The organism is Amycolatopsis alkalitolerans (assembly GCF_006152065.1).
Classification (GTDB): domain Bacteria; phylum Actinomycetota; class Actinomycetes; order Mycobacteriales; family Pseudonocardiaceae; genus Amycolatopsis_E; species Amycolatopsis_E alkalitolerans.
The window spans coordinates 17,340-44,056 of record NZ_VDFW01000013.1 but is presented as its reverse complement, the minus strand read 5'-3'; the positions used below and the strand labels follow the sequence as shown (position 1 = coordinate 44,056).

29 protein-coding genes are annotated in these 26,717 nt (G+C 72.5%); 13 read left to right on the top strand and 16 right to left on the bottom strand.

Annotation, left to right across the window (positions count from 1 at the left end; all coding sequences use genetic code 11):
- Positions 1-47: 47 nt before the first annotated feature.
- The gene (locus tag FG385_RS16450) at positions 48-659 is read left to right on the top strand and encodes a ComEA family DNA-binding protein (RefSeq protein ID WP_139097627.1); all 612 of its coding nucleotides are present in this window, start codon (positions 48-50) and stop codon (positions 657-659) included.
- On the opposite strand, the gene FG385_RS16445 is transcribed toward FG385_RS16450, so the two are convergent.
- Positions 656-1,525: a hypothetical protein gene (locus FG385_RS16445; protein WP_139097626.1), complete on the bottom strand. Its 870-nt coding sequence runs from the start codon at positions 1,523-1,525 to the stop codon at positions 656-658. The two genes, FG385_RS16450 and FG385_RS16445, sit on opposite strands and share 4 nt — an antisense overlap.
- 143 nt (positions 1,526-1,668) lie before the next feature.
- On the opposite strand from FG385_RS16445, the gene FG385_RS16440 reads away from it, so the two are divergent.
- From FG385_RS16440 to FG385_RS16425, 4 genes are read left to right on the top strand one after another with little or no spacing between them, the layout of a single operon-like run.
- On the top strand, positions 1,669-2,592 hold the full coding sequence (locus FG385_RS16440; RefSeq protein ID WP_139097625.1) for a phytoene/squalene synthase family protein: 924 nt from the start codon (positions 1,669-1,671) through the stop codon (positions 2,590-2,592).
- A gap of 16 nt (positions 2,593-2,608) precedes the next feature.
- The gene (locus FG385_RS16435; protein ID WP_139097624.1) at positions 2,609-2,917 is read left to right on the top strand and encodes a lycopene cyclase domain-containing protein; all 309 of its coding nucleotides are present in this window, start codon (positions 2,609-2,611) and stop codon (positions 2,915-2,917) included.
- On the top strand, positions 2,869-3,225 hold the full coding sequence (locus FG385_RS16430; RefSeq protein ID WP_139097623.1) for a lycopene cyclase domain-containing protein: 357 nt from the start codon (positions 2,869-2,871) through the stop codon (positions 3,223-3,225). Before FG385_RS16435 ends, FG385_RS16430 begins: the two co-directional genes overlap by 49 nt.
- Complete coding sequence (locus tag FG385_RS16425) at positions 3,215-4,699, top strand: FAD-dependent oxidoreductase (protein WP_139097622.1); 1,485 nt, start codon at positions 3,215-3,217, stop codon at positions 4,697-4,699. Before FG385_RS16430 ends, FG385_RS16425 begins: the two co-directional genes overlap by 11 nt.
- Before the next feature lie 11 nt (positions 4,700-4,710).
- Here the strand turns inward: FG385_RS16425 and FG385_RS16420 are convergent, their stop codons facing one another.
- Positions 4,711-5,736, bottom strand: a complete 1,026-nt coding sequence (locus FG385_RS16420) for a DUF5914 domain-containing protein (protein ID WP_139097621.1) — start codon at positions 5,734-5,736, stop codon at positions 4,711-4,713.
- A gap of 56 nt (positions 5,737-5,792) precedes the next feature.
- Between FG385_RS16420 and FG385_RS16415 the strand changes: the two genes are divergently transcribed.
- Together FG385_RS16415 and FG385_RS16410 are read left to right on the top strand one after the other, a co-directional pair.
- Positions 5,793-6,116, top strand: a complete 324-nt coding sequence (locus FG385_RS16415) for a putative quinol monooxygenase (RefSeq protein ID WP_139097620.1) — start codon at positions 5,793-5,795, stop codon at positions 6,114-6,116.
- Positions 6,117-7,112: a glycoside hydrolase family 172 protein gene (locus tag FG385_RS16410; protein ID WP_139097619.1), complete on the top strand. Its 996-nt coding sequence runs from the start codon at positions 6,117-6,119 to the stop codon at positions 7,110-7,112.
- Here the strand turns inward: FG385_RS16410 and FG385_RS16405 are convergent.
- Positions 7,109-8,029, bottom strand: a complete 921-nt coding sequence (locus FG385_RS16405) for a TauD/TfdA dioxygenase family protein (RefSeq protein ID WP_139097618.1) — start codon at positions 8,027-8,029, stop codon at positions 7,109-7,111. The two genes, FG385_RS16410 and FG385_RS16405, sit on opposite strands and share 4 nt — an antisense overlap.
- 202 nt (positions 8,030-8,231) lie before the next feature.
- Between FG385_RS16405 and FG385_RS16400 the strand changes: the two genes are divergently transcribed.
- On the top strand, positions 8,232-8,639 hold the full coding sequence (locus tag FG385_RS16400; RefSeq protein WP_139097617.1) for a hypothetical protein: 408 nt from the start codon (positions 8,232-8,234) through the stop codon (positions 8,637-8,639).
- 72 nt (positions 8,640-8,711) lie between these two features.
- Positions 8,712-8,963, top strand: a complete 252-nt coding sequence (locus FG385_RS16395) for a hypothetical protein (protein WP_139097616.1) — start codon at positions 8,712-8,714, stop codon at positions 8,961-8,963.
- Here the strand turns inward: FG385_RS16395 and FG385_RS16390 are convergent, their stop codons facing one another.
- Genes FG385_RS16390 through FG385_RS16380 form a run of 3 tightly spaced genes read right to left on the bottom strand, consistent with a single transcriptional unit; the run spans position 8,964 to position 12,282 of the window.
- Positions 8,964-11,207, bottom strand: coding sequence for a heavy metal translocating P-type ATPase (locus FG385_RS16390; RefSeq protein ID WP_139097615.1), 2,244 nt, complete (start codon positions 11,205-11,207; stop codon positions 8,964-8,966).
- Positions 11,204-11,881 (bottom strand): CBS domain-containing protein, encoded by a 678-nt coding sequence (locus tag FG385_RS16385; RefSeq protein ID WP_139097614.1) that lies wholly within the window; start codon positions 11,879-11,881, stop codon positions 11,204-11,206. Before FG385_RS16385 ends, FG385_RS16390 begins: the two co-directional genes overlap by 4 nt.
- Positions 11,881-12,282 (bottom strand): hypothetical protein, encoded by a 402-nt coding sequence (locus FG385_RS16380; protein ID WP_139097613.1) that lies wholly within the window; start codon positions 12,280-12,282, stop codon positions 11,881-11,883. The genes FG385_RS16385 and FG385_RS16380 overlap by 1 nt, the downstream gene beginning before the upstream one ends.
- A 131-nt stretch (positions 12,283-12,413) precedes the next feature.
- Between FG385_RS16380 and FG385_RS16375 the strand changes: the two genes are divergently transcribed.
- Positions 12,414-12,659, top strand: coding sequence for a PLDc N-terminal domain-containing protein (locus tag FG385_RS16375; RefSeq protein WP_139097612.1), 246 nt, complete (start codon positions 12,414-12,416; stop codon positions 12,657-12,659).
- On the opposite strand, the gene FG385_RS34380 is transcribed toward FG385_RS16375, so the two are convergent.
- Positions 12,649-12,810 carry a hypothetical protein gene (locus FG385_RS34380; protein ID WP_200834490.1) on the bottom strand — a complete coding sequence of 54 codons (162 nt, stop codon included), beginning with the start codon at positions 12,808-12,810 and terminating at the stop codon, positions 12,649-12,651. The genes FG385_RS16375 and FG385_RS34380 overlap by 11 nt on opposite strands.
- A 105-nt stretch (positions 12,811-12,915) precedes the next feature.
- Positions 12,916-15,600 carry a cation-translocating P-type ATPase gene (locus FG385_RS16370; RefSeq protein WP_139097611.1) on the bottom strand — a complete coding sequence of 895 codons (2,685 nt, stop codon included), beginning with the start codon at positions 15,598-15,600 and terminating at the stop codon, positions 12,916-12,918.
- A 108-nt stretch (positions 15,601-15,708) separates the two neighbouring features.
- Here FG385_RS16370 and FG385_RS16365 point away from each other — a divergent pair, with 108 nt between their 5' ends.
- Positions 15,709-16,245 (top strand): GNAT family N-acetyltransferase, encoded by a 537-nt coding sequence (locus FG385_RS16365; protein ID WP_235022598.1) that lies wholly within the window; start codon positions 15,709-15,711, stop codon positions 16,243-16,245.
- Here FG385_RS16365 and FG385_RS16360 read toward each other — a convergent pair.
- Positions 16,226-18,787: a cation-translocating P-type ATPase gene (locus FG385_RS16360; RefSeq protein ID WP_139097609.1), complete on the bottom strand. Its 2,562-nt coding sequence runs from the start codon at positions 18,785-18,787 to the stop codon at positions 16,226-16,228. The genes FG385_RS16365 and FG385_RS16360 overlap by 20 nt on opposite strands.
- Entirely contained in the window at positions 18,784-18,987 is a 204-nt protein-coding gene (locus FG385_RS16355) for a hypothetical protein (RefSeq protein WP_139097608.1), read from the bottom strand. The genes FG385_RS16360 and FG385_RS16355 overlap by 4 nt, the downstream gene beginning before the upstream one ends.
- Before the next feature lie 169 nt (positions 18,988-19,156).
- On the opposite strand from FG385_RS16355, the gene FG385_RS16350 reads away from it, so the two are divergent.
- Complete coding sequence (locus FG385_RS16350; RefSeq protein ID WP_139097607.1) at positions 19,157-19,753, top strand: hypothetical protein; 597 nt, start codon at positions 19,157-19,159, stop codon at positions 19,751-19,753.
- An 11-nt stretch (positions 19,754-19,764) separates the two neighbouring features.
- Here FG385_RS16350 and FG385_RS16345 read toward each other — a convergent pair whose 3' ends face one another.
- The 5 genes from FG385_RS16345 to FG385_RS16325 all read right to left on the bottom strand — a co-directional run bounded on the left by FG385_RS16345 (position 19,765) and on the right by FG385_RS16325 (position 23,892).
- On the bottom strand, positions 19,765-21,246 hold the full coding sequence (locus FG385_RS16345) for a WS/DGAT domain-containing protein (RefSeq protein ID WP_139097606.1): 1,482 nt from the start codon (positions 21,244-21,246) through the stop codon (positions 19,765-19,767).
- An 11-nt stretch (positions 21,247-21,257) separates the two neighbouring features.
- Positions 21,258-21,749 carry a universal stress protein gene (locus FG385_RS16340; RefSeq protein ID WP_160148828.1) on the bottom strand — a complete coding sequence of 164 codons (492 nt, stop codon included), beginning with the start codon at positions 21,747-21,749 and terminating at the stop codon, positions 21,258-21,260.
- Positions 21,750-21,837: 88 nt separating this feature from the next.
- On the bottom strand, positions 21,838-22,701 hold the full coding sequence (locus FG385_RS16335) for a universal stress protein (RefSeq protein WP_139097604.1): 864 nt from the start codon (positions 22,699-22,701) through the stop codon (positions 21,838-21,840).
- Positions 22,698-23,288 carry a CBS domain-containing protein gene (locus FG385_RS16330; RefSeq protein WP_139097603.1) on the bottom strand — a complete coding sequence of 197 codons (591 nt, stop codon included), beginning with the start codon at positions 23,286-23,288 and terminating at the stop codon, positions 22,698-22,700. Before FG385_RS16330 ends, FG385_RS16335 begins: the two co-directional genes overlap by 4 nt.
- Positions 23,289-23,307: 19 nt before the next feature.
- On the bottom strand, positions 23,308-23,892 hold the full coding sequence (locus tag FG385_RS16325) for an Rv1733c family protein (protein ID WP_139097602.1): 585 nt from the start codon (positions 23,890-23,892) through the stop codon (positions 23,308-23,310).
- 129 nt (positions 23,893-24,021) lie between these two features.
- On the opposite strand from FG385_RS16325, the gene FG385_RS16320 reads away from it, so the two are divergent.
- On the top strand, positions 24,022-24,438 hold the full coding sequence (locus tag FG385_RS16320; RefSeq protein WP_139097601.1) for a CBS domain-containing protein: 417 nt from the start codon (positions 24,022-24,024) through the stop codon (positions 24,436-24,438).
- Positions 24,439-24,451: 13 nt separating this feature from the next.
- On the opposite strand, the gene ppsA is transcribed toward FG385_RS16320, so the two are convergent.
- A complete protein-coding gene (gene ppsA, locus FG385_RS16315; protein ID WP_139097600.1) occupies positions 24,452-26,710 on the bottom strand; it encodes a phosphoenolpyruvate synthase in 2,259 nt (752 codons plus the stop codon).
- Positions 26,711-26,717 lie beyond the last annotated feature (7 nt).

Genomic DNA, 26,717 nt, shown 5'->3' with positions numbered 1-26,717 from the left:
TGCCCGGTGCCGCGTAACGAGCGCCGGGCACCCCGCGACCGAACTACATGACCTCGCGTTACGTGGGCTGGTGGTACCTGCCGGTCACGATCCTCTCGGCCGGCCTCCTCGCGTGGGTACCGGTCCTGCACGCCGCGGGCGTGCTGTCCCGCCGCCGGCTCTACTGGTGGACACTCGCCTACGCGGCGGCGGCCGTGGCGAGCGTCGCCGCCGGGTCCGCCGGCGCGGCCATCGCGCTCGTGACCATCATCGCCGGGTCCGTGCACCAACTGCGGCTGCGGCGCGAACGGATCGCGGCGGCGTCGGCACCTCCGCCCGCGGAGGATCCGGCCGTGGCGCGGGCGCTCGCCGCCCGTGCGCGAAGGCAGCAGGCACGCGAACTCGCCGCGCGGGATCCCCTGCTCGCCAAGGAACTGCACATCGGCAGGCCCGACCTGCCGGGGGACTACGACGACGGTGGTCTGGTCGAGCTGAACACCGCACCCGCGGAAACCCTCGCTCGCCGCCTCGGTCTCGACCCGGCGCAGGCGCAGTCGATCGTCGACGCCCGCGCTTCCTTCGGCGGTGCGTTCTCCGCGGTGGACGACGTGTTCGCGGCCACCGAGCTGCCGCTGGACACGTGGGACCTCATCCGCGACCGCGCCATCATCCTCGGCTAGCCGCAGGGCACCGCTTCGATGCGGACCTGGGCGGCGACGGCGAGTGCCAGTGCCAGCAGCACGGGGATCAGCTCGTCCTCGCCCGGGGCGTGCGCCGACAGCTCGGCCTCGATGCCGCCGAGGTCGCCGCGGCTCCCGCACCGGGCGGCGCGCGCGGCGAGCACCGTCGCCTTGTCCGCCGCGGTCCGTTGCGCGGCCGGGTCGTCGCCGTCGGTCAGCGCGCGCTGGCGCCCGCGCCGGCGGATCGCCACGGGCTCGTCCGGCTCGCGGAAACCGCCGGCCACCAGGGCCAGCACGGTGATCGCATCGGCCAGGCGCGCCTCCGGCAGCTCGCGATACGCCAGCAGCGCCGCGCCTGCCCCGTCTTCGTGCCAGCTCAGCGACACCAGCCCGGCCAGCGGGTCCACCAGATCCGGATGCCCGAGCAGGCTGGCCGCTTCGATGATCAGACCGCGCGCGACGAGATAGTGCGAGGGCACGATCCCGTCGGGCAGGGCGCGCGCGATGGTGGTCAGCACCGCCCGCGCGAACTCGGCCTGCGCGGCCCACGGCCACGAGGTCACCTCGGCGGCGAGCCGGCCGGCGGTGGACAGGTCGCGCCGCTGCGCGTAGTCGAGGAAGTACTCGACGGCGACGAGCCAGCGCCCCTCGCCGCGCCGCCACAGCTCGTCGACCAGCTCGGCGGCCAGATCCTCGGGCACGACGGTGACGAGCAGCCGGGCCCACATCGCGACCAGCTCCTCGCGGTGGGCGCTGGCCAGCACCAGTTCGTCGAGCACCGCGAACTCCGCGGCCCTGGCCGCGATGGTGCACTCGTCCGCCGTCCTGGCCACTTCGAGCGCGACGGCCGCGTCCCGGTCGGTCATCCGATCCGCCTTCCCGTCTCCGGCGGTCCATCATGCAATATAGAACGCAATATTGACGGGGAGAACCGGCAGCTTCCGGTCCTGCCGGCTTCCCGGCGGCAGGGAATCATGGGAGGGGGGATCCCAGATTCCAGGAGCGGCCATTGTCCCGGCGAGAACTCGCCGCGGCGCGGATCACCGACCCGCGCCTGCACGAAGCTTACCTGCGCTGCCGCGCGCTCAACGCGCGCCACGGGCGCACCTACTTCCTCGCGACACGCCTGCTGCGCCCGCGCCAGCGCCCGGCGATCCACGCGCTCTACGGTTTCGCCCGCTACACCGACGACATCGTGGACCACCCCCAGCCGGGCACAGACGCGAGCGCCCGGCTCACCCGTGTGCAGGACGAACTGTCCGAGGGGCTGCGCACCGGACGTTCCGCCCATCCGGTGCTGGCCGCGGTGGTCGACACGACCCGGCGGTTCGGCATCGACCCGGCGTTCCACACCGCGTTCCTCGCCTCGATGCGGATGGACCTCACCGTCACCGGCTATCCGGACCGGGCGAGCCTGCGCCGCTACGTCCACGGTTCCGCCGAGGTCATCGGCCTGCAACTGCTGCCGGTGCTCGGTACCGTCGTCGATCCCGCCGAGGCGGCGCCGCACGCGGCCGCGCTCGGTGAGGCGTTCCAGCTCACGAACTTCCTGCGCGACATCGCCGAGGATCTCGACCGTGGCCGCGTCTACCTGCCCGAGGACGAACTCGCCGCGTACGGGGTCGATCGCGGACTGCTCATGTGGTGCCGCCGGGCGGGGCGGGTGGAGCCGCGGGTGCGGCGTGCGCTGGCCGACCAGATCGCGTTCACCCGCGCCGTCTACCGGCGGGCCCGGCCGGGCATCAGGATGCTCGACCCCGCCTCGCGCCCGTGCGTGGCGACCGCGTTCGCTCTCTACGCTCGGATCCTCGACCACATCGAGGACCAGGAGTACAACGTGTTCGGCACGCGGGTGAAGGTCGGCAACCCGAAGCGCCTCGCCCTCGCCGGCGGCGCCGCGGCCCGCGCCCTGTGGGCCAGGGCGGCTGGCTGACAACGGGAAGGCGGAGATGGACCACCTGCAATACCTGCTGCTGCTGGCGGCGTGCCTGGTCGTGACGCTGCCGCTGGAGCTGACCGGCTCGCGCGTGTACCGGCAGCCCGCGCGTGCGGCCAGGGCGATCCTCCCCTCGGCCGTCGTGTTCGGCGCGTGGGACGTGCTGGCGATCGCGGGCGGGGTGTGGAGCTACAACCCGCGCTACCTGACCGGGATCACACTCCCCTTCGGCCTTCCCCTGGAGGAAGCCCTGTTCTTCCTCGTGATCCCGCTATGCGGGCTGCTGACCTTCGAGACCGTCGAGCGGATGCTCGAACGGTGATCGGCTACACGCTGCCCGCGGTGCTGTCGGTGCCGGCCGTCCTCGGGCTCGAACTGCTCTGGCTGCGCACCGGCCTGCTGCGCCGCCCCGCGTACTGGATCTCGATGGTCATCGTGTTCGCCTTCCAGATCGCGGCCGACGGGTGGCTGACGAAGCTGTCCGCCCCGATCGTCCGGTACGACCCGGATCAGCTGAGCGGGCTGCGGTTCCCGTTCGACATCCCGGTCGAGGACTACCTGTTCGGGTTCAGCCTCGTCACCCTGACCCTGCTGCTGTGGTCGCGCGCCGGGACACGCCGTGCGCGGTGACCGCCGGCGCGTCCGGTTCGCCGCGCCACCGGGCGGACCCCGGGTGCCGGGGCCGAAACGGGTCGCCGTGGTCGGTGGCGGGATCGCCGGGCTGACCGCGGCGACGGCACTGGCCGAACGGGGCGCCGAGGTCGAACTGTTCGAGCGGGAAAGCTACTGGGGCGGGCGGGCCGGCGGCTGGACGACGCGGCTCGGCGACGGCAGCACGGTCGGCATGAGCCGGGGCTTCCACGCCTTCTTCCGCCAGTACTACAACCTCCGGGCGTTGCTGGCCCGGGCCGGGGTCGGGCTCGTCCCGGTCCGGGACTACCCGCTACTCGACGAGCACGGGCACACGGACACCTTCCACGGCATCCCGCGGACACCGCCGTGGAACGCGGTCGGCTTCGCGCTGCGCAGCCCGACGTTCACCCTTTCCGGACTGCGCAAGGTCGATCTCCGCGCCGCTTTGTCGCTTATGGACGTTTCGGTGCCGGGCACCTACGAACGGCTCGACGGCGAGACGGCGGCGGAGTTCCTCGCCCGCGTCCGGTTCCCGGAAGCGGCGAGGCATCTCGCGTTCGAGGTGTTCTCGCGGAGCTTCTTCGCCTCGCCTGACCGGCTTTCCGCGGCCGAGCTCGCGGTGATGTTCCACCTGTACTTCCTGGGCTCGGCGGAGGGCCTGCTGTTCGACGTGCCGCGCGAACCGTTCCACACGCTGTGGGACCCGGTCGTCGACCGCCTGGACGTGACGGCACATCTGGGCACGCCGGTCACCGCGGTCGAAGCGGGTGCCGTGCACACCGCGGACCGCTCGTACGGCGTGGACGCGGTGGTGCTCGCGCTCGAACTTCCGGCGCTCCGCGAACTGGTCGCCGCGTCGGAGGTGGGGCCGGCGTGGTGGCGGGAGCGGATCGCCGCGCAGCGTTCGGCCCCGCCGTTCCTGGTGCGGAGGCTGTGGCTCGGCGATCCGGTCCACGCGGACCGGCCGGCGTTCCTCGCGACCGGCGGGATGCCGCCGCTGGACAACATCAGCGTGCTGGACCGGTACGACACCGACGCGGCCGCATGGGCGCGGCGCACCGGCGGTTCCGTCGTCGAACTCCACGCCTACGCGGCCACCGGACGGGAAACGACGGCGAAGGCGCTGCTGTCCCGGCTGCACGAGGTCTACCCGGAGACGCGGCAGGCGCGCGTCGTCGGCGACCGCGAGCAGTGGCGCGCCGACTGCCCGCTGCTCGCGCCCGGGACGTACTTCGAGCGGCCGTCGATCGCGACCCCGGTTCCCGGCGTGGTGCTGGCGGGTGACGGCATCCGCGTCGACCTCCCGGTCGCGCTGATGGAACGCGCCGCGACGACGGGCTGGCTCGCCGCGAACCACCTGCTGTCGGGCTGGCACACGGCCGGGCATCCGATCACGACCGTGCCGGTGCGCGGCCGGTTCACCGCCTTCCGCGCGCTGGCTCACCTGCTTTACCAATCCGACCGAAAGTAGGCCGACCGTGATCAACCGGAAGCCGGCCTACGCCACGCCGATGGCCGTGGCTGCCGATCGGATTGGTAACGACCGGCACAGTAGGAGCGGATGGCGTAGCGGCGTTCCGCGTACGCCAGGTCGTCGCGCCACAACCGCTCGGCGGCCCGGCGCATCAGCGGGCGCAAGGCCGGCGCCGCCTTGCGGGCCAGGGAGAATCCGCGGCGATCGGAGGTCGCGATGGTGGCCTCGAGCACCGCTGTCCTCGGTTTGCCGTCCGGACCGGGCCCGAGCGGGGTCGCGTGGGTTTCGACGACGCTGCCCGCGCCCTCGCCACCGGTGATCGTCATGACCACGGTACGGGGTTCCGGGCAGGTGAACTCCGCGCGCACCGGCACCCCGAACCCGGCGCCGACGCGGAAGGTCACGTCGACCACGTACCGGTCGTCGTCCGGCTCGGGCACGGTGAGCACCGTCAGCCGGGTGAACGAGTACGGATGGAACCACGAGCCGTGCCACGGGTCGAGGCGGTTCGCGATGATGTCCCCGGGCTCGCACACCCCCACGAGCCGGGTCACGGCCACGACGCTGCCCGCGAGCGCGGGGCGTGTCGGGAGGACGGGCTCGGGCAGGGGTTCCTCCGGTCCGTCGAGCCGCACCCACACGAGAACGCCGTCGTCGTGGCAGGGCAACGGTTCCCAGCCGGACCCGCCGCTCGCGCCCACCGGCATCCCGTGCCACCGGCAGACGAGGGTGCCGCATACCACCCGGCCTTCCGCGAGTGGCGCGCCCAGATGCGGGCACTGTCCCGGCCCGGCGACCGGCCGGCCCGCCCGGTCCCGCCAGGCGACCAGCTCCCGGCCCGCCACTTGTGTCCCCAATGGACGGTCACATCGGACGGCAGTACTCGGGGCGAAGGCGAACCAGTTGCCGGAAGCGCGCGCCTCGGCCCGTTTCGCGGCGGCCTCGATCACGGCGGGCGAAGCGTTCCGGAACGTCGGTTCCTGCGCGGACCACGGTTCCCCCGGCACACGCCGGACCGGCCACCCTCGCCACATGGGCGCGCTCCCTCCGTACTTGACGGGTAGATTGCCCAAGAGTAGGAGGGAGAACCATGATCTTCATCACCGCCAAGTTCCGGATCAAGCCCGAGGACGCCGACCGCTGGCCCGAGATCTCCCGGGAGTTCACCGAGGCCACCCGCGGCGAGCCGGGCTGCCTGTGGTTCGACTGGTCGCGCAGCCTCGACGACCCGACGGAGTACGTCCTGGTCGAAGCGTTCCGCGACGGCGACGCCGGAGCGGCGCACGTGCAGTCGGAACACTTCAAGACCGCGCAGAAGACCATCCCGCCGCATCTGGTGTCGACACCGAAGATCGTGAACTTCGCCGTCGACCAGGACGACTGGTCCGAGCTGGGCGAGATGGCCGTGGAGTAGGTGGCGGAACTGTGGCGCCTGCAGCCGGGCACCTCCGGGTCGGTCAGCCCGGAGAACTTCACCGGGGCCAAGGGCGGCGGGGCACGGGCCACCGAAGGCACCGGCGCCGCCGCGGCGCGTGAACTCGGGCGCGGCTGGAAGGTCTCCCCGTCGATCGTCCTGCCGGCCGGGGGCACCGCGACGCTCGCGGACCTCGGCGGGCCGGGCGTCATCCAGCACATCTGGCTCACCACCGACCGCTCCCGCCTGCGGGAACTGATCCTGCGGCTGTACTGGGACGAGCGGCCGGAGCCCGCGGTCGACGTCCCGCTCGGCGACTTCTTCTGCAACGGCTGGGAAGAGCTCGCCCTGGTGGATTCGGACCTGATCGTGGTCGCGCCCGCGGGCGGGCTCAACAGCTACTGGCCGATGCCCTTCCGCGAGCACGCCCGGATCACGCTGCACAACTCCGGCGGCGCCGGTGTGCCCGTGTACTACCAGGTGAGCTACCGGCTGCGGGAACTCCCGCCGGACGCGGCGTACCTGCACGCGCGGTGGCGCCGCAGTGATCCCGTGGGTTCGCCCGCGGTGCACACGATCCTCGACGGCGCCCGCGGGCCCGGGCACTACGCCGGCACCTATCTCGCGATCCAGCCGAACGCCCCCGGCTGGTGGGGCGAAGGCGAGCTCAAGTTCTACCTCGACGGCGACCAGGAGTTCCCGACCATCTGCGGCACCGGCACCGAGGACTACTTCGGCGGCGCGTGGAACTTCGACGTGCACGGACGGTACGTGCCGTACTCGACGCGCTGGCTCGGGCTGCACCAGGTGCTGCCGCCGGAGGAGATCTACCAGCCGCGCCAGCGGTTCGGCATGTACCGCTGGCACGGCCCCGACCCGATCGCGTTCGGCGAGGACCTGCGGGTCACGATCCAGGCGCTGGGGTGGCGCTCCGGCGGCAGGTATCGGCCACTCGAGCGGGCGGAGATCGCGACGACGGCTTTCTGGTACGCCTAGAACGGGCGGTCGCCCGCGATCGCCACGCGTTCGGCGATCCGCGCCTCGGGGGCGTAGTCGTTCACCGCGTAATGCTGCGTCGCGCGGTTGTCCCAGAAGGCGACCGCGTTCTCGGTCCAGGTGAACCGGACCTGGAACTCGGGCACATGTGCCTGGGCGAACAGCAGCCGCAGCAACGCGTCGCTCTCGTCCCGGTCGAGGCCGACGATATGCGTGGTGAACGCGGGGTTCACGAACAGTGTCCGCCGCCCGGTCCCGGGATGCGTCCGCACCACGGGATGCTCGACGGGCGGGAACTCCGCCTGCCGGGCCGCGAGCAGGCCTGGATCGGTGAAGCGGGCGAAACCGGGGACGAAATCGTGCACCGCGCGCAGGCCGGTGATGCGCTCGCGGACGTCCGCGGGCAGGTTGTCGTACGCCGCGGCCATGTCGGCCCACATCGTGTCGCCGCCGAGCGACGGCACCTTCACCAGCCGCAGCACCGAGCCCAGCGCGGGACTCGGGCGGAACGTGACGTCGGTGTGCCAGATGTTCTCGAACGCGGGCATCGTGGCGCTCCGGGAGAACCGGGTGACCTCGTCGGTGTCGCCGGCCGGCAGCAGCGGGTTGGTCTCCAGCTCACCCCAGTGACGGGCGAAGGCGCGCTGCTGGGCGGAGGTGATGTCCTGGTCGCGGAAGAACAGCACCTTCCATTCGAGCAGGGCCCGGTTCAGTTCGGCGCGCACCGGTCCGGTCAGCGGGCCGGCGAGATCGACGCCGGTGATCTCGGCGCCGATGACGCGGCCGAGCGGGCGCAGGGAAAACAGGGTGTACGGGAGCGGCCGGGCACCTTCGGGCAGGCGGCGCAGGACGCGCGTGCCTTCCACGATGCTCTCGTCGGGCACGTGCGCGGCGCGCAGCAGGGCAGGGGCGGACATGGTCGAAACTCCTTTGCGGACGTGGGAAATGCGCGGGCCTGATCAACTCGGCGGGGAGCCGAGGCGGCCGCGACGCAACAGAAGGACGCCCACGTTCGACATGTCTTCGATGGTCGCCGGGGACGGGCCGGCGGTCAAGAGGGTCCGCGGCCCGGGATTGTGCTTGACTGCTCACAGTCTTCTCGATCAGGAAGGGGTACGGGTGGCCACCTGGCGCGAGCTCGTGACGTTCATCAAGCAGTCGTACCGGGTGGTGCGGGAGGAACCCGGGGAGATCCGGATCCGGCTGCATTTCCGCAAGGATCCCGAAGAACCGGAGCGGACCCAGATGGTCGTCATCGCCAGGGAGGTACTCGACAAGCGCGAGGAGTGGGTGCAGATCGCGACCCCGTTCGCGCGCGTCGGCGAGGTGGACCTGCCTGCCGTGCTGGCGGAGATCGGCCACACCACGGTCGTCGGCGGTGCCGTGGTGATGGGCGATTACCTGGTACTGCGGCATTCCCTGCCGCTGGTGAACCTCGATATCAACGAGTTCACCGATCCGCTCGAACTCGTCACCGGTTCCGCGGAGCTCCTCGAGGAAGAGTTCACCGGCCGCGACGACTACTAGTGGCAGGATTTTGCCGCGAACGTGCAGCCCTGCCACTCGCCGGGTCGCGCGCGGGCGGGCACGCTCGCACGTATGGAGTTTCTGACCCGGTTTCGTGAGTTCCTGGCCACCCAGGCCGAGCTGGCCCAGCGGCAGGAGCTGCTCAACCGGCCGTGGGAGGAGGAGCTGCTGCACTGGTCCTACGACGGCCGCGGCTGGCGCCTGCACGGGCACCGTGTCCCGCCGCGGGGAAGGCGCCGGAGCACCACCCGGCAGGGCTGGTGCCCGGGGCTGCGCGCGACCCAGCTGCGCGCGGAGCCGTTGCGGGACAGGGAGAACTCCTGATCAGTCCGGGGCGAGCGTGAAGTACGCCTCCTCCTCCTGGGCGAAATGCAGCGTCAGCACGGCATCGAGCCCGTAGAGCGTCGCGCGCAGGTCGTCGATCTGGTCCGGCTGGAGCGCGCCCGGCGCGAGGTGGCGGCCGAGGCGCCGGACGAGACGTTCGATCTCCGCGTGGCCGCGGCTCATCGTGACCGTCCCTTCCGGACTGCCGAGCACGGGCCACAGCGCCGGGTACAACTCGGTTTCCTCGGCGTGCTCGTGCGGCAGCAACTCGGTCACGAGCTGGTGGTAGGCCGCGCGCACGGCGGCCTCCGCCGCGGGACCGGCGCCCTCGGCGAGGGCGTCCGCCGCCTGCCGGACCGCGGCACGGACCGGCAGCAACTCGTCGTGCTCGTGGGCGAACCGGTGCAGCAGGTCGTCCGGGCCGTCGTGGTGGCGAGGTCCGCGCAGCGCGCGCAGCGCGTTCAGGATCACCGCGACGTCGATCGCCTCCTGCACGACCGCGCCGGCGACCGGGACGAGCCAGCCTGCCGCCGCCGCGATCATCGCCAGCAGCGACAGGATCGTCCCGGCCCCGGCGCTCTGCACCGCGATCCGCCGGGTGCGGCGGGCGATCTCCAGCACGTCGGCGAGCCGGTCGATCCGGTCGTCCAGGATCACCGCGTCCGCCGCCTGTGCCGCCGCGGTGGCACCCCGCGATCCCAGCGCCATCCCCACGTCCGCGGCCGCGAGCGCCGGGGCGTCGTTGATGCCGTCCCCCACCATCACGGTGACGCCGCGCGCGCGCTCGTCCCGCACCCGCGCGATCTTCTCCGCCGGGGTCGCCTCCGCCTGGACCTCGTCCACGCCGATCAGCATCGCCACGTCGGCCGCGTTGTCGACCCGGTCCCCGGTCAGCAGCACGACCTCGCGCAACCCGGCCTCACGCAACCGCCGCAGGGTTCGCGCCGCGTCCGGCCGGATCCGGTCGCGCACGAACAGCGCCGCGATCGGTTCGCCGTCGCGGCTGACCCACACGACCGAAGCGAGATCGAGCCTGCCCCGGCGCGCCGCGGTGCGCGCCCAGTGCGGAAGCTCGCCCGACCTCAACCGTCCTACCTGGACAGTGCGCCCGCCGACCTTGCCGGCCGCACCCTGCCCTGGCTCTTCGGTGACCGACTCCGCGTGCACCGCGGGAAGTTTCGCCCGCCCGGCGGCACGCGTCACCGCGCCCGCGAGGACGTGCGGCGAGTACCGCTCGACCGCGGCCGCGTCGGAAAGCGCTTCCTCGGCGGTGACTCCGGGCGCGCACACCACGGCGACCACCTCGGGCCTGCCTTCGGTCACCGTGCCGGTCTTGTCCATCGCGAGGTTGCGGGCCTGGCCCAGCAGTTCCAGCGCGGCACCGTCCTTGACCACGACCCCCGCGCGGGAAGACCGCGACATCCCGCTCGTCACCGCGACCGGAACGGCCAGCAACAGCGGGCACGGCGTGGCCGTCACGAGCACGGCGACGGCCCGGTCGGGGTCGCCGGTCAGCAGCCAGGCGCCCGCCGCGAGCAGCAGGGCCAACGGCAGGAACCAGACGGCGATCCGGTCGGCCAGCCGCGCGACCGGTGCCGTGCCGGCCGCCGCCTGCTCGGCCATGCGCACGACACCCGCGTACGTGCTGCCCTCCGCCGTCGCCGAAGCATTGAGATCCACCGCGGCGCCCGCGTTGACCACGCCGCTGCGCACGGGCTCACCGGCCCGCCTGGAGACCGGCGCGGACTCGCCGGTGAGCGCCGACTCGTCGAAAACGCCTTCACCGGAAAGGAATCCGTCGACCGGGACGACTTCGCCCGGTAGCACCACGACCTGATCACCGGCCGCGATCCGCCCGACCGGCACGGTCTCCAGGTCACCGTCGCGCCGCAGGTGCGCCTCGCTCGGCGCGCGCGCCAGCAGCGCGGAAAGATCGCGCCCGGCCCGGCGCCGGGCGGCCGACTCCAGGAGCCGGCCCGTCGCGACCATCACCGCGATGATCCCGCCCGCGAGGAACTCCCCGACCGCGAGGGTGCTCGCGAGTGCCAGTACCGCGAGCATGTCCGCGCCCCAGCGGTGCGCGCGCAGATCGGCGATCACCCACGTGATGGCCGGGATGAGCGCGACCCCGTCGGCGACGGCCCACAGCACGTTCGCGGGCAGCGGTCCCGCGAACCGCGCGGCGCCGCCCGCGGCGAGCAGCGACGCCACTGCAACGAGCAGCAGTGCTTCCCGTGACCTCATCGGCGGTGCAGCACGCCGTGGTTCGACGGTTCGGTCGGGCGGAGGTGATCGTCGTCGAGAGCGTAGGAAAGCTCGCTGACCACATCGATCACCCCGGGCACCTGATGGGTCAGCGAGAGGGCGACCGGCACCAGGCTCTTGCGTTCCAGCTGCCCGGCCAGGCTCACGACCCCGTCGGTCACGGTGACCGAAACGGTGCCGGCGGGCACGCACAAGGCGCGGTCGAGGACCTCGCGCTCGATCTCCTCCCGCAGTTCGCCGTCGTCGCGCACGAAGATCCGGATGAGGTCGGACCGGCTCACCACGCCCTGCAGCTTGCCGTACCGGTCGACCACGGGCAGCCGCTTCACATGCCGGCCGGTCATCAGCCGCGCGGCCTCCACAATGGACTCGTCGGGGCCGATGGTGACCGCGGGCGCGCTCATCAGCTCCCCCGCCACCTTCGCCTCATGGCGCGCGCGCCGCAACGGCCGCGCCCACCGCCGTTCCGGGATCTCCTTGTACAGCAGGTCGCCCTCGCTCACCACGCCGACCACCGTCGACTCGTCGTCGACCACCGGCAGCGCGGTGATCTCACGCCCGGCGAGGATGCGGGCGACGTCCTTGAACGGCGTGGTCCGCCGCACCGAGTGCACATCGGCCGTCATCACGTCACGAACCAGCAGGCGTCGCATCAGACCCTCCTCAGCTCTTGCAGGCCCGCGACCACGACCGCGACACCGGCGAACGCGAAGACCGGCTGCAGCCAGCTGTAGGTCTGGGTGTACGCGATCTCGGCGACGATCCAGCCGATCAGCAGCGCGCCGGCGACCACCGCGGCCACCGCCGTGCGCGAGTCCGGCCGCATCGCCAGATAGCACACGTCGCTCATCGGCACGCCGACGATCACCGCGAGCGCGATACCGGCGAGCACGGGGCTGTGGAACGGGATCCTCGCCTCGACCTCGGTGCCGAGCGCGATCACCCCGGTCATCAGGGAGACGGCGCCGGCGAAGGCGAGGATCGCGATCAGACCCGTGAACGACGCGAGCCACGGCCGCCGCCGCGTGTCACTGTGCCAGTCGAGCCTGCTCATGCCTTCAGCATCCGGTCACCGGCCGCCCCCGGACAGGGCAGCACGTCCCCGCGCGAGGCGACCTTGGGCTCTTCGCGTGCGATGCTCGCGGATGGAAACGTCGCGAGGACCCGTGGGAAAGGACGGACGTCATGGCAGCCAGGAGGAAGAAGAAGAAGTGGTCCGAGCTGACCACCGCCCAGCGCGCCGCCATCATCGCCGCCGGCGCCGTACAGCTCTCGCTCGCCGGGTTCGCCTGGTGGGACCTCTCGCGCCGGCCGGCGGCCGCGGTCCGGGGCACGAAGACCGCGTGGGCCTTCGCGATCGCGGTGAACTTCGCCGGGCCGATCGCCTACCTGCGCTTCGGCCGCAAACCGGTACCCGAGGTCACCGCCTGACGACGCGGCGACGCCCTCCGGCGCTGATGGCGCCGAGGAAGTCCAGTGCCAGGCAGACGAACAGCGCCACGCCCCAGTTGTTCCACGGACCCCACGCGGCGACGTCGGGAGTCCCGTAACCGAGCCATACCAGCAGCCAGATGACCGTCATCGTCCTCACCTCACTGAAGCCTGTTTGAAAGTGGTTTGCGTGCCGGTGCGGGCGGCGCCAGCTGATAGCCCACCGCGAGCGGCTCCGCCACTCCGCAAACACAAATTAAGCCCGGTCGCCGCGCCCTGGCTGCGGCTGTCGGTCCCCGGTGCCGGGGACTTTGTGCCGCCGGATCCGCCCCCACACGACCTTGTCCAGCTCCACGAGGACGAACGCGAGCACGGTCGCGCCGAGGATGCGCAGCCACGCGTCACCGCCGATCGGGGCGGTGTGGAAGATCGTGTTCATCCCCGGCAGGTAGGTCAGCAGCAGCTGCAGCCCGGCGGTGATCCCGATCCCGAGGCCGAACATGCGGTTCCCGCGCGGCCAGGCGCGGATCACCGGATGCTCGAGCGAGCGGCAGCTGACGAGATAGCCGATCTGCACGCTGACGAACAGGTTGATCGCGACGGTGCGGGCCTGCGCCACCGGGGCGCCGGTGTTCAGCTCCCACTGGTAGGCGATGAACGCGGACACCACGAGCAGCAGCGAGATGAGCCCGACCCGCCGCAGCAGGTCCGCGGTGAACAGCGGCCGGTCCGGTGGCCGTGGCGGGCGGGTCATGATGCCGGGTTCCCTGGGTTCGAACGCCATGGTCAGCCCGAGGAAGACGGCGGTGGTCATGTTGATCCACAGGATCTGCACGGGCACGATCGGCAGCGTCGCGCCCAGCACGACGGCGACGAGCACGACCATGCCCTCGCCGATGTTCGTCGGCAGCGTCCAGGCGAGGAACTTCCGCAGGTTGTCGAACACCCCGCGGCCCTCCTCCACGGCCGACTCGATCGCGGCGAAGTCGTCGCCGGTCAGCACCATGTCGGCGGCATGCCGGGCCGCGTCGGTGCCGCCCAGCCCCATCGCGACTCCGATATCGGCGCGGCGCAGCGCGGGCGCGTCGTTGACCCCGTCGCCGGTCATCGCCACGATCTGCCCGGCTCGCTGGAAGGCCCTGACCAGGCGGAGCTTCTGGCCGGGTGACACCCGGGCGAACACGGTCGTGGCCGCCGCGGCCTCATCGAGCCGGTCGTCGTCGAGGTTGTCGAGCTGGGCCCCGGTCAGGACCACGGGTTCCTCGGCGAGGCCGACCGCCTTGCCGATCGCGCGGGCGGTGTCGGCGTGGTCGCCGGTGATCATCTTGACCGCGATCCCGGCGCTGCGGCACGCGGCGATCGCGCGGATCGCTTCGGGCCGCGGCGGGTCCTGCATCGCCTGGAAACCCAGCAGGGTCCAGCCGCCGCGATCCACCTCGTCGGGCAGTGAGGCGCCCCGCGTGAACCGCGCGAACGCGAGCACCCGCAGGCCCTGCGCGGCGAACGTCCGCTGCACCCGGTGCGCCCGTTCGACGTCCAGCGATCCCTCGCTGCCGTCGGCGCGCAGTTCCCGGTCGCAGCGCGCCAGGATCTCCTCGACCGCGCCCTTGGCGTAGGCGGCGCCGCCCGCGTGCGCGGTCGCCATCAGGCGGCGTTCTGACTCGAACGGCAGCAACTCCACTCGCGGCGCCTGCGCGCGCAGGGCGCCCGGGTCGAGCCCGGCGAGCTCGGCGACCGGGACGAGCGCGGTCTCCGTCGGGTCGCCGTGGCCGGTCCACCGCCCGTCGACGAAGGAAAGATCGGCTTCGCTGCACAGGATCCCGGCCCGGGCGCATTCGCGCAGCGCCGGGTCCGCCTCCTCGGGCAGGTCGGTGGCCGCCACGGTGCGCCCGCCCGCGGCGACCTCCGTGACCGTCATCCGGTTCAGCGTCAGCGTGCCGGTCTTGTCGGTGCAGATCACCGTGGTGCTGCCGAGCGTCTCGACCGCCGGCAGGTGCCGCACCACCGAACGGCGCCGCGACATCCGGACCACGCCGATCGCGAGCACGATCGACACCGCCGCCGGCAGGCCTTCCGGGATCGCGCCGACCGCGAGCGCGACGGCCGCCGTGAACATCTCGGCCACGCCCATGCCGCGGGCGACGCCGACGACGAACGCGACCGCGGCGATCACGACGATGCCGATGCTCAGCTGCTTCGAGAACCGCGCGAGCTTGCGGGTCAGCGGGGTCGCGACGGTACCCGCCGTGGCCACCATGCGCTGGACGGCGCCGAGTTGCGTGGCCGTCCCCGTCTCGGTGACCAGCGCACGAGCCGAACCCCGGGTCACCATCGTGCCGGAGTAGGCCATGTTCGTCCGGTCGGCGACGGCGGTGCCGGACTCCAGCTCCCCCAGATGCTTGCCCGCCGGCACCGACTCGCCGGTCAGCGCCGACTCGTCCACTTCGAGCAGGTGCACCTCCACGAGCCGGACGTCCGCGGGCACCTGATCGCCGGCGGCGAGTTCGACGACGTCACCGGGCACGAGATCGTCAGCCGGCAGGCGGCCGGCGACACCGTCCCGGACGACGGTGGCCTCGGTCCGCACCATCCGGGCGAGCGCGTCGAGGGCCCGTTGCGCGCGGGATTCCTGCACGTACCCGATCACGGCGTTGAGCGCGACCACGCCCGCGATGACGGCGGCATCCAGATACCCGCCGAACGCGGCGGTGACCACCCCGGCCGCCAGCAGCACGTACACCAGCGGATCGCGGACCTGGGACACCAGCCGCGACAGCACGCCCGGTCCGGGAAGCGCCTTCAGCGTGTTGGGCCCGTACCGGTCCAGCCGGTCCCGTGCCTCGGCGGAGGTCAGCCCGGTGGCGGGGTCGGTGTCCAGCCGTTTCGCGGCCGCGGCGGCCGGAAGCGTATGGAAGCCGGCGGGCGCGTCCGCTGTCTGCATGTCTCCACCATCCCGGGCGGGCACGGGCCGGCACCGTGGGCGTTCTGCCCGGATCGTGAGGACCAACGACCTTGGCCGCGTGGTCCCGTGAACGGCACACTCTTGCCGGTGAAGGCAGATCGCCACGTGCCGCCCGCCGGGTTCGAGCGCACGGTCCGGCTACGCGACGGCCGCGAGGTCGACATCGCCCCGCTGACCCCGGCCGACGCGAACGAGCTCGGCGAAGCGCTGCGTCATGCCGACAGCGAAACGCTGTACCAACGGTTCTGCGGGGCGCCGCCGAAGGTCACGCCGGCCCTGTTGCGGTATCTCACCGACCTCGACTACGTGCGCCGCTTCGCGCTCGTCGCACGCGACCACAACGAAACCGGGGTGGCGATCGCACGGTACGAGGCCACCGGCGAGCCGGGAGTGGCCGAGGTCGCCGTCGTCGTCGACCGTGATTGGCGGCGGGCCGGGCTCGCGACCACGCTGCTGCGGATGCTCGCCGAGGCCGCCCGCGACCGCGGATTCACCCATTTCACGGCGCTGTACCTGGCCGACAACCGCCCGGTCTCGGAGATTCTCGACGCGGTGAACGGCACACGCACCATCGCCCAGGGCATCGCGGAGGCGAGCGTGCGGCTCAAGGGCGCGCTCGGCTGAGCTGGGCCCGCACGGCCTTCTGCACGGTGTCCGCGAGCCAGACCACCGGAACCGCCGCGAACGCGAGCAGCCAGCCCAGCGCGGACGGCGCGGTCCCGCCGAGCAGGTGCGAAAGTGCCGGCACGAACAGGAAAGCCATCAGCATGGCGAGCTCGAAGCCGACCGAATACAGCAGCAGCGAGTTGCCGCGGACGCCGACCCGGCCGACCCAGCGAGCCTCGCTGCGGCAGGCGAAGGCGTTGGCGAGCTGCCCGAGCACGATCGCGGTGAACGCGGTGCCCGACGCGGTCGCCAGCAGCGCCGCGCTCGGCGTGTCGCCCCAGTGCCATCCGCCTAGCAGGAGGATCGCCGTGAAGACGGCCATCGACACCACCGCCTCGGCCGGGCCGAGCACGCCGAACGCGCGCCCCAGCACCCGGCGGTCGAGCAGCGGCCCGGTCCGCGCCGCGCCGCGCATCGTGCGCGGGTTGGGCGGTTCGGCGCCCAGCGCCAGCGCGGGCAGCAGATCGGTGCCGATATCGAGCGCCAGCACCTGCAGCACGCCGATCGCGAGCGGGAAGTTGCCGGCCAGCAGCGCCCATACGACGAACGGCGCGAGCTCGGCGACGTTGTCGGTGAGGTGGTAGGTCAGGAACCGGCGGATGTTGGCGAAGGTCGCCCTGCCCAGTTCCACCGCGGACACGATGGTGCCGAAATGGTCGTCCAGCAGCACCAGGTCGGCCGCCTCGCGGGCCACGTCGGTCCCGGACGCGCCCATCGCGACCCCGATGTCCGCGGTGCGCAGCGCCGGCCCGTCGTTCACCCCGTCGCCGGTCATCGCGACGATGTGCCCGCGCGCCTGCAGCACGCGCGCGATCCGCAGCTTCTCCTCCGGGGCGACCCTGGCCACCACGACCCCGTCCTGGTCGAGCAGCTCGCCGAGCGCACCGTCCTCGCCCGGCAGGTCCTTGCCCGCCACGACGATCCGGTGCGGCCCGAGCAGGCCCACCTCCGCGGCGATCGCGGCCGCCGTACCTGGGTGGTCGCCGGTGACCATGGCCAGCCGGATACCTGCCGCGCGGCAGGCCGCGATCGCGTCGGCGACGTCGGGCCGTGGCGGGTCTTCCAGCCCGACCAGGCCCAGCAGGTCAAGATCGCGTTCCACCTCGTCCGGATCGTCCACAGTGGACACGCCGGGGCGGTGGGCGACCGCGATCACGCGCAGTCCCCGGTTGCTCATCTCCTCGACCGCGCCGGTGGCCCCGGCCGGTACCGTCCGGCAGCGCGGCAGGACCGAGTCCGACGCCCCGGTGACGTGCAGGCCGTCGGCGTCGGCCACGGACGAGCGGCGGCGGCGCGGGTCGAACGGGTGCCGGGACACCGGCGCCGGGCCGGGTCCGGCACCGGCGCGCGTGGCGAGCACGTGCAGCGCGACCTCCATCGGGTCCCCCACGGGCAGCCACCGGCCGTTCTTATGCACCGCGCGGGAATCCGGCGAGCAGCGTGCCGCCGAATCCGCGAGCGCCGCGACCGCCCGCAGCGCGCCCGGCGTTCCGTCGAGCCGGCCCGTGGGCTGGTAGCCCTCGCCCGTCACCGTCACCAGGCCCTCGGCCGTCCACACTTCGACGACGGACATCTCGTTGCGGGTCAGCGTGCCGGTCTTGTCGGTGCAGATGAACGTGGTCGCGCCGAGGCTTTCGACCGACTCGAGATGCCGCACGAGCGCGTTGCGCCCCGCCATCCGCTGCGCCGCCCTGGCCAGCGACAGGGTCACCGTCGGCAGCAGTCCCGAGGGCACCAGCGCGACCGTGACGCCGATGGCGAACAGCGCGCTGTCGCTCAGCGGGCGGCCCAGCACCATCGAGACGGCGAAGAACACCGCGCCGACGGTGACGGTGATGACCGCGATGATCCTGACCACCCGTTGCAGCTGGGTGTTGAGCGGGCTGCGGGGGCGCTTCGCGGCGGCGGTGACGACCGCGATCCCGGCGAGCCGCGAGCGCGGGCCGGTGGCGGTGACGACCGCGGTCGCGTGTCCTTCCACGACATAGGTTCCGGCGTAGATCCCGGCCCCGGCCTCCGGCCGGACGGGATCGCTCTCGCCGGTCAGCATCGACTCGTCCACCGCGAGCCTGCCGCCGGTCATCGTGGCGTCCGCGCAGACCCGGTCGCCCGCCTCGAGCAGCAGCACGTCGCCGGCCACGAGTACACCCGCGTCGACCTCGGCCGGGTGCCCGTCGCGCCGCACCGTGGCCCGCACTGGGAGCAGGTCACGCAGGCGGTCGGCGGCGCGGTCGGCGCGGTACTCCTGCGCGAACGAGAACACGCCGTTGAGCACCACGACGACGACGATCGCGACCGCCAGCGCGGGCATCCCGCCCAGCAGCGCGAGCCCCGCCGCCACCCACAGCATCAGCGCGAAGAAGTGCACCAGCTGCGCGGCCAGGACCAGCAGCGGGTTCTTGCGCCGCGGCGCGGGCAGCGTGTTGGGCCCGTCACGGCGTAACCGCGTCGCGGCCTCGGCCGCGCTCAGGCCCGGTAACTCGCCGGTGAAGGCGGTCACTCCTGGTCGCCGGTTTCCTTCTCGGCCTTCTCCTTGGTGGTCTTCTCCTTCTCGGCCGCGCGGAGCAGCAGCTCCTCGGCCCGCAGGTAGCGCCTGATGGCGCGGTCGGCGAGTTCGTCGGTGGTGTGCCCGGACGAGGCCCGCTCGACCGACGACGCCCGCGCTTCTCGTGCGGCTCTGGCGCTTTCGATGTCACTCATGACGATTCCCCTTGTCCACTATGGATCGCCGGACACTTCGAGCCTCCGCCCCGCGCCGGCGCGGCACTAGAGACCAACGGCAGCCCCGCGCTGGGGACCTTCGGCACTTTCGCGGAGGATCCGGACAGGCGACCGTCGGGACGACGACGATCGAAAGGCAGGGCTGGAGATGACCGCCACCGAAATCCGCGACGAGCTGCTCGTCGACCGGTTCGCGTCGCGTTACGACTTCATGCAGACCCGGCACCTCGTGGTCGCGGCGCCGGCCGACCGCGCCTACCTCGCCCTGCGCCGGCTCGATTTCATGGAAGTCGGCGGCCGGCTGGTCAGCGCCTCGTTCTGGGTGCGGGGCCTGCCCGAACGCTGGCGGAACCGCCGCCGGCCGCCCCGCGTGCCGACCCGGCTGACGCTGGACGACATGACCGCCGACTCCGACTGGGTCTTCCTCGGCGAGCGGCCGGGCGCGGAGGTCGCGGCCGGCGCCGTCGGCCGGTTCTGGAAGCCCGTCATCGAATGGCGCCACACCGAGGCCGGCGAGTTCACCGCGTTCGACGAACCCGGCTACGGCAAGATCGTATTCTCGCTGTCCGCCACGCCGTACGGGCAGTCGCGCTCGCTGCTCACCTACGACGTGCGGATCGTGTGTACCGACCGCGCGAGCCGCGCCAGGGTTCGCGCCTACTGGAGCGTGGTCGCGCCGTTCGTCGGGGCCGTCCAGACCGCGACGCTGCGCACCGCCGCACGTCACGCCGAGCAGCCCGGCTGAGCGGGCCGGCGCTATGCGGCCGGTGCCGCCGCCACCTCGGCCTCCAGCGCCGCCACCAGGTGCTCGGGGTCCGGGATCAGCTGCCGGTCCGTGCCGAAGCCGAAGAAGATCCCGTCCGCGTAACTGAAGATGCACACGGTGATCGCCTGGCGGCCGCTGCACGGCGCCCAGCCCACGACACCCGCGACCTTCGCCCCGGCGAGCGCCATCGGCTCGCGCGGGCCGGGCACGTTCGTCAGCACGCCCACGGCCTTGTCGGTGAAGTACCGGATCAGCGCGGCCGCGACCGGCGGCGGGCTCTGGCTCACCAGCGTCTGCAGGCCGAGGTTCACCAGCGGCTCGTAGGAGTCACGGATATGCGTGATGCTGCGGTGCACCTCGGTGAGCCGCTCGGAGAATCCGTTGCGCAGCAGCGGTAACCGCGCGAGGACGAGCGCGAAGTGGTTGCCCAGCGTTTCCGGGAGCCGGGTGTCGAACCGCTCGAGACTCACCGGGATCATCCACGTCATCTCGCGCTGTCGCCCGGCGGTGCCGTGCTCCGCCAGATAGCGGTCCACCGCGCCCGCGACCAGCGTCGTGCACACGTCGTTCACCGTCGCGTCGGTGGCCCTGGCGATCCGCCGGACCGTCTCCAGCGGCACCGGCTCACCCCAGGCCGCGGTCTTCTCCTCACCCGGACGGCCTTGCCACGCCGCGGTTTCGGCCCGCCCGACCAGTTTCAGGATCCCCTCGCCGCTGTGCCACACGGTGAGCCCCGCGATCGCCAGCCGGTCCACCACGTCCCGCACCGGCGCCGGCAGTCTCGACGTCGCGAGGTCCACGGCGGCCCCGGTCGCGCCGACCGCGGCGCTGGCCCCGAACGCCGGCAACGCCACCGCCGCCTCCGCGATCGGCCCTGCCCGCCGGGCCGCGTCCTGGAGCCACGCGCTGGTCCGGCCGACCGCACGGAGCGCCGTCGCGGTCAGTTCGCCCACCGGATGCGGGGCGGGCGGGCGGTGCGGGGCACGGCCGCCGACCCGCGCGGGCGGCGCGGCGGTCGCGCCGAGCGGGTCGAGCAGGCTGAACATGACCTGCGTCAGCCGGATCCCGTCGGCCATCGCGTGATGCGAGCGGAACACGACCGCGTCGCCGGTGCCGTAGCCACGCAGCAGGTGGATCGACCACAGCGGGTGCAGCGGGTCGAGCGGTTTGCTGCGCTCGGCGGCGACATAGTCCTGGAGCGCGCGGGCGTCCCCCGGCGCCGGCATGTCGCGGACCACCAGATGCCTGCCGAGTTCGAAATCCGGGTCGGTCTCCCACATCGGATGCCGTCCCGGCAGCCGGTGCGGCACCCAGCGTTCGAGGTACACCGGGAACCGGGCGAGGATCCGGTCGGCCACGATCTCGCGCAGCTGCACCGGATCGACCGGGCCCTCGGTCCAGAGCACCGACGTGATGTGGAGCCGGTTGGCCGGCCGGTCGAGGCTGAGCCACAGGCTGTCCTGGGCGCGCATGCCGTGGCGGGTCACAATACCGGTCCCGCGTCGTACCCCAGGCTGGCCACCGCCTCTCCCGCCTTGGCCTCGGCCTCGACCGCGGGCACGGGCAGCACCAGCACCGGGCAGGTCGCCAGGCGCAGGCACCGCGCGCTGACCGAACCGACGAGCGCGCGCAGCACCAGACCGTGCCCGTGACTGCCGAGCACCAGCAGCCGCGCGCCCTTCGCGGCGCGCAGGAGCATGTCCGCGGGGTCGCCTTCGACGACCTCCATGCGCACTTCCACCCCCGGCCTGCGCACCGCTTCGACCAGTTCCCGCAACGCCTTCCGGTGCGTCTCGGCCTCTTCTTCGGCCGTCAGGTGCGGCGCGCCGGGATCGAGGGCGAGCCGGTGTGACCACGCGGTGACCGCCAGCAGCTCCGCACCGGTGATTTCGGCCTGCTCCATCGCCCACCGCAACGCGGCGGTGCTCGACGCCGATCCGTCCACACCGGCGACGAGGAAACCCTTGCTAGTCATGACGCCGTCCTTTCCGCTCGGCAGTCCCACCATGGCGCGGGCGGCGCGGTGGCGGGAGGGTCCTGGGCCACCGGCCGCCCGCCGAAAGTCACACCGGCCGGGCCACCAGCACGGGGCAACCGGCGTGCTCCACGAGCGCCTGGCTCACCGAACCCAGCAACAGCCCGGTGAACCCGCCGCGGCCCCGGCTTCCGACGACGATCAGGCTCGCCTTCGTGCTCCAGTCCAGCAGCCGCTGGCGCGGCCGGTCCTCCTCGACGACCCGGTCCACCTGGACGTCGGGGAACTTCTCCTGCCAGCCGGCCAGCACCTCGGCCAGCACCCGGGTCTCGGCGTCCCGCAAGGGTTCGTAGTCGTAAGCGGCTCTGGCGGCGGCGAAGACCTGCGCCGCGTCCCCGTCATGCCAGGCATGAACGGCGATCAGCGGCAGACCGCGCAACGACGCCTCCTCGAACGCGAACGCGACCGCGGATTCGCCGGCTTCGCTGCCGTCCACCCCGACGACCACCGGACCGTCACGATGCTCGTCCCCGCGGATCACGGCGACGGGGCATTTCGCGTGCGCGGCGAGCGCCGCGGCCGTCGAGCCGACCAGCAGATCGCCGAGCACCCCGCGCCCGGCCGAACCGACCACGATCATCTTCGCGCCCTCGGAACGCCGGATCAGCAACGGAATGGGGGCGTCCAAACTGGACTCCTGCTCGGTCGTCAGCCGTGGCTGCTCCTGCTCGGCGACCGTCACGGCTTCCCGGACGAGCGCCTCCGACTCGCTCTTGCGTGCCTCCAGCCAGCCTTTCGGCGGCAGGATTTCGCCGTAGAAGGCGTCCGGGATGCCGAACCCGTTCACCACGTGCAGCGGAAGGTGCCGCAGGGCCGCTTCACCGGCCGCCCACGACACCGCCCGCAGCGAGGCCCGTGTGCCGTCGGCGCCGGCCACGATCGGAGTGGTCACTTCTCCTCCTGACGTTCGAGCTCGCCGATGTAGCACTGGGCACGGATGACCCCGGGCACGCCTTCCGCGAGTACCACGGCGACCTCGCGGTCGCGGTCGCTGTCGAACCGGTCGATGATCGTGACCTCGCCGTCGCGTACGTCGACGACCCACCGGGCGGGGTCGCCGAACGCGGCGAGCCGCATGCGGACGTCCTGTGCCAGCGCCTTGTCCGGCCGGGCGAGCACGCGCAGGAAATCGCGCCGGGTGACGACGCCCGCGAGCTTCCCGCGGTCGAGCACCGGCACGCAGCGGAGGTGCTCGTCGAGCATCATCCGCGCCAGCTGGGCGACATCGGTGTTGATGTCCACGGACTTCACCTGCCTGGTCATGATGTCGTCGACCGTGTTGGCCACGCGCTTGGGCTCGGCGGGGAACCGGTCTTCGACGAAGTCGGCCTCGGTCACGATGCCGGCGAGGCGATCGTCGTCGTCCACCACCGGCAGCGCGGTGAAACCGTGTTGCACCAGCGCCGCTTCCGCGGACTTCACCAGTGTCTCCGGATGCGTCACGACGGCCGGCGAGTTCATGATGTCCCGTGCCCTCATGGTGTTCCTCCTCGTTCGGTCAGGAATGGCTGTGGCCGCTGGGCAGGCGTGCCCACTCGCGTTCCCAGCGGGCGTAGCGCCGCCGGTCCTCCGCCAGTCGCACGAGGAAGAACGCCCCGCCGGCGACGGTGGCGAACGCCAGCCAGCTCAGCACCGCCGCGGTCACCGCGGTGAGCAGGACCGCGTTCGGGTCGGGTGGCTTCGCGACGGCGTCCCCGTTGCCGTTGAGCCAGATCTGCACCTTCGCGCCCTTGAGGCTGCCGCGGTCGGCGGTGACCGGACCGGTCCGGACCGTGCCGTCGGGCAGCCGCCAAGTGGCCTCGACGGCCGCGGACGCGTCCGTCGGCACCCCTTGCGGGCTCATCAGCGGCGCCGGTGCGTCGGCGAGCAGCACCGCGGTCGCCGGATGCCGGTCCGCCGCCGCGGCTTCGGCCGATTCCCGCTGGTGCGCATAGGTGTTCGAACCGAGCGCGAAGGCGAACGGAAGGGCCCCGAGCACGAGGACGAGCACGAACACGAGGACGGCACTCTCGACGCGGTCCCCGGTCCGGACGAGCGGATTCCGGCTCACACAAGCGAGCCGCCACCATCTTCTGGCGTTCATGTGAAAAGCATGGCGCTCGCCGGCGCGGTGGCGAAGGGCACTTCGTCCTCACCGCCCGAGGCGGAGGACCCGGCGGGACCGGCTCCTTCGGCTCTGTCGGTCCCCGGTCGCGTGGATCATGCTCGGCCCATGCGCGCAGCAGATCTCATGAGCAGCCCGGTCTACGGGATCACCCCGGACGCCAGCCTCGACGAGGCGGCGGGCCTGATGATGGAACGCGGGTTCACCACACTGCCGGTCATCACCGCCGGTGGCCTGCTACTGGGCCTGGTCACGGAGTCCGACCTGGTGCGGGCCCTGTTCACGCCGGGCACCCGCGGCGAGCCGACCCCCGACGGCGGCGCCGTCGCGGGGCTGCGGCCGCACGCGGTGCGCCAGGTGATGCGCGGCACCCCGGTCGCGGTGCGCGCGGAGATGGACGTGTCCGACGTCGCCATGGCGATGGTCGACGCCCACGAACGCTGCCTGCCCGTCGTCGACGGCGGGGAGCGGGTGGTCGGCATGATCTCCTGGCGCGATCTGCTGGCCAACCTGCTCCCCGGCTGACGACCCCGCCGGTTCAGCGCTGCCCGTGTGCGTGCTCCAGTAGCAGGCGCCGTTCCGCGGAGGCGATGACCGACCGGGCCGCGGCCACCGCGTCCGGGTTGACCGAGATCGACGTGATACCCAGGCGTACCAGGTGATCGGCGAACTCGGGCCGGTTCGACGGCGCCTGCCCGCACAGCGACGACGTGATGCCCAGCGCACGGGCCTTCGACACGATCCCGGCGATCGCGTCGAGCACCGCCGGGTCGGCTTCGTCGAACAACTCCGCGCATTCGGTCGAGTCGCGGTCCACGCCGAGCACCAGCTGGGTCAGGTCGTTGCTGCCGATGGACACCCCGTCGATGCCGAGGCCCACGTACTCGGGCAGCCAGTACAGCACCGAAGGCACCTCCGCCATCACCCACCGGTGCAGCCCGCGCTGGCGGCCCAGCGGGCTCGCGTCGACCAGCCGCAGGCACTCCTCGAGCTCCCATTTCGTCCGCACGAACGGGATCATCAGGTGCAGGTTCGGGGTGCGCTCCCGCACCCGGGCGAGCACCTGCAGTTCGAGCGCGAACAGGTCGGGCTGCTTGACGTACCGGTAGCACCCCCGGTAGCCGATCATCGGGTTGTCCTCTTCCGGTTCGTACCGGGCGCCGCCGGTGAGCCCCCGGAACTCGTTGCTCCGGAAGTCGGTCGCGCGGTAGATCACCGGCCGCGGCGCGAACGGTTCGGTGATCTTGAGCAGGTACTCGGTCATCTCGTCCACAAAGGACTGCTGCTCCCCGTTCGCGATCAGGTCGCGTGGATGCCGCCCGCCGAGCGCCTCGGTGAGGATGAACTCCGCGCGCAGCAGGCCCACCCCGTCGACCCCGGGCAGCGCGGCCGCGTACTCGGCCTGCTCGGGCATGGCCAGGTTGACGTACAGCCGGGTCGCGAGCGCCTCGACCGCGCGCACCGCCGGTGCCACGACGGGCTCGGTGCGGGCCGGGGTCTCCCGGACCCCGCTGGTGACCTCGCCGGTACCGCCGTCGACCGTGGCGAGCTGCCCGTTGGCGAGCACCTCGGTCGCGTGCCCGGTGCCGACGATGCACGGCACGCCGAGCTCGCGCGCGACGATCGCGGCGTGGCAGGTCATCCCGCCGCCGTCGGTCACGAGCGCGGCCGCGCGCCGGATCGCCGGGACCCAGTCGGGGTTGGTCATCGGCGCGACGAGGATCTCGCCCTTGCGCAGCTGCTTGCCCTGTTCGGGGCTGGTCAGCACGCGGACGACGCCGCCGGCGACCCCTGGCGACGCGGCCAGCCCGCGCAGCAGCACCTCACCGTCGGACGCCGGTTCCGGGGGCAGCGTGGTGATCGGCCGGGTCTGCACGAGGAAGATCGTGCCGGCCGGATCGATCGCCCATTCCATGTCCTGCGGGCGGCCGTAGTGGTCCTCGACGCGGATCGCGAGCCGCGCGAGTTCTAGCACGGTCGCGTCGTCGAGCACCCGGCGATGCGCGGCGGGCTCAGGCAGTTCGACCTTCTCGTCGCCGCCGGCGCCGTGCACGATCTTGTACTTCTTGTTGCCGATCCGGACGTCGTCGATCTTCAGCTCTTCCTTGGCGACGACGTAGGAGTCGGGCTCGATCGAGCCGCTGACCAGGGTTTCGCCCTGCCCGAACACGGCCTCGACGATCAGGCGGCCGCGGTCGCCGGTACGCGGATCGGCGGTGAAGATGACCCCGGCCCGCTCGGTCTCGACCATCTGCTGCACGACGACCGCGATCGCGGGCTCGCCGCTGAAGCCCCGTTCGGCGCGGTAGGCCACCACGCGCGGGGAGAACGCCGACGCCCAGCAGTCCACCAGACGGCGCAGGACGTCGTCCTCGCCGGTGGTGTTGGTGAAGGTCGCGTTCATCCCCGCGAACGACGCGTCCGCGCTGTCCTCACCGGTGGCCGAGGAACGGACCGCCACCGGCACGCCGGTGCCGAGGCGGGCGTAGGCGTCGACCACCTCCTGGCGCATGGCCGGAGACAGCGTCGCCCCGCGAACCAGCTTCTGCATCTGCCGGCAGTTCTCGGCCAGCCGGTCGGAGTCGTCGGCCACGGCGAGCGTCTCGGCGTGCAGGCGGGCCAGGTCCTCGCGCGCGCCGCTGTACTCCATCGCCGCCCAGTACCCTTCGCGCAGCACGATGAACCCGTGCGGTACGGGGAACCCGGCGGCGGTAAGCTCGCCCAGGTTCGCCCCCTTGCCGCCCGCGGACACGTCGTCCGCCGCGCGGATCTCCGACAGTTCCTTGACGCTCGCCATCGCTCCT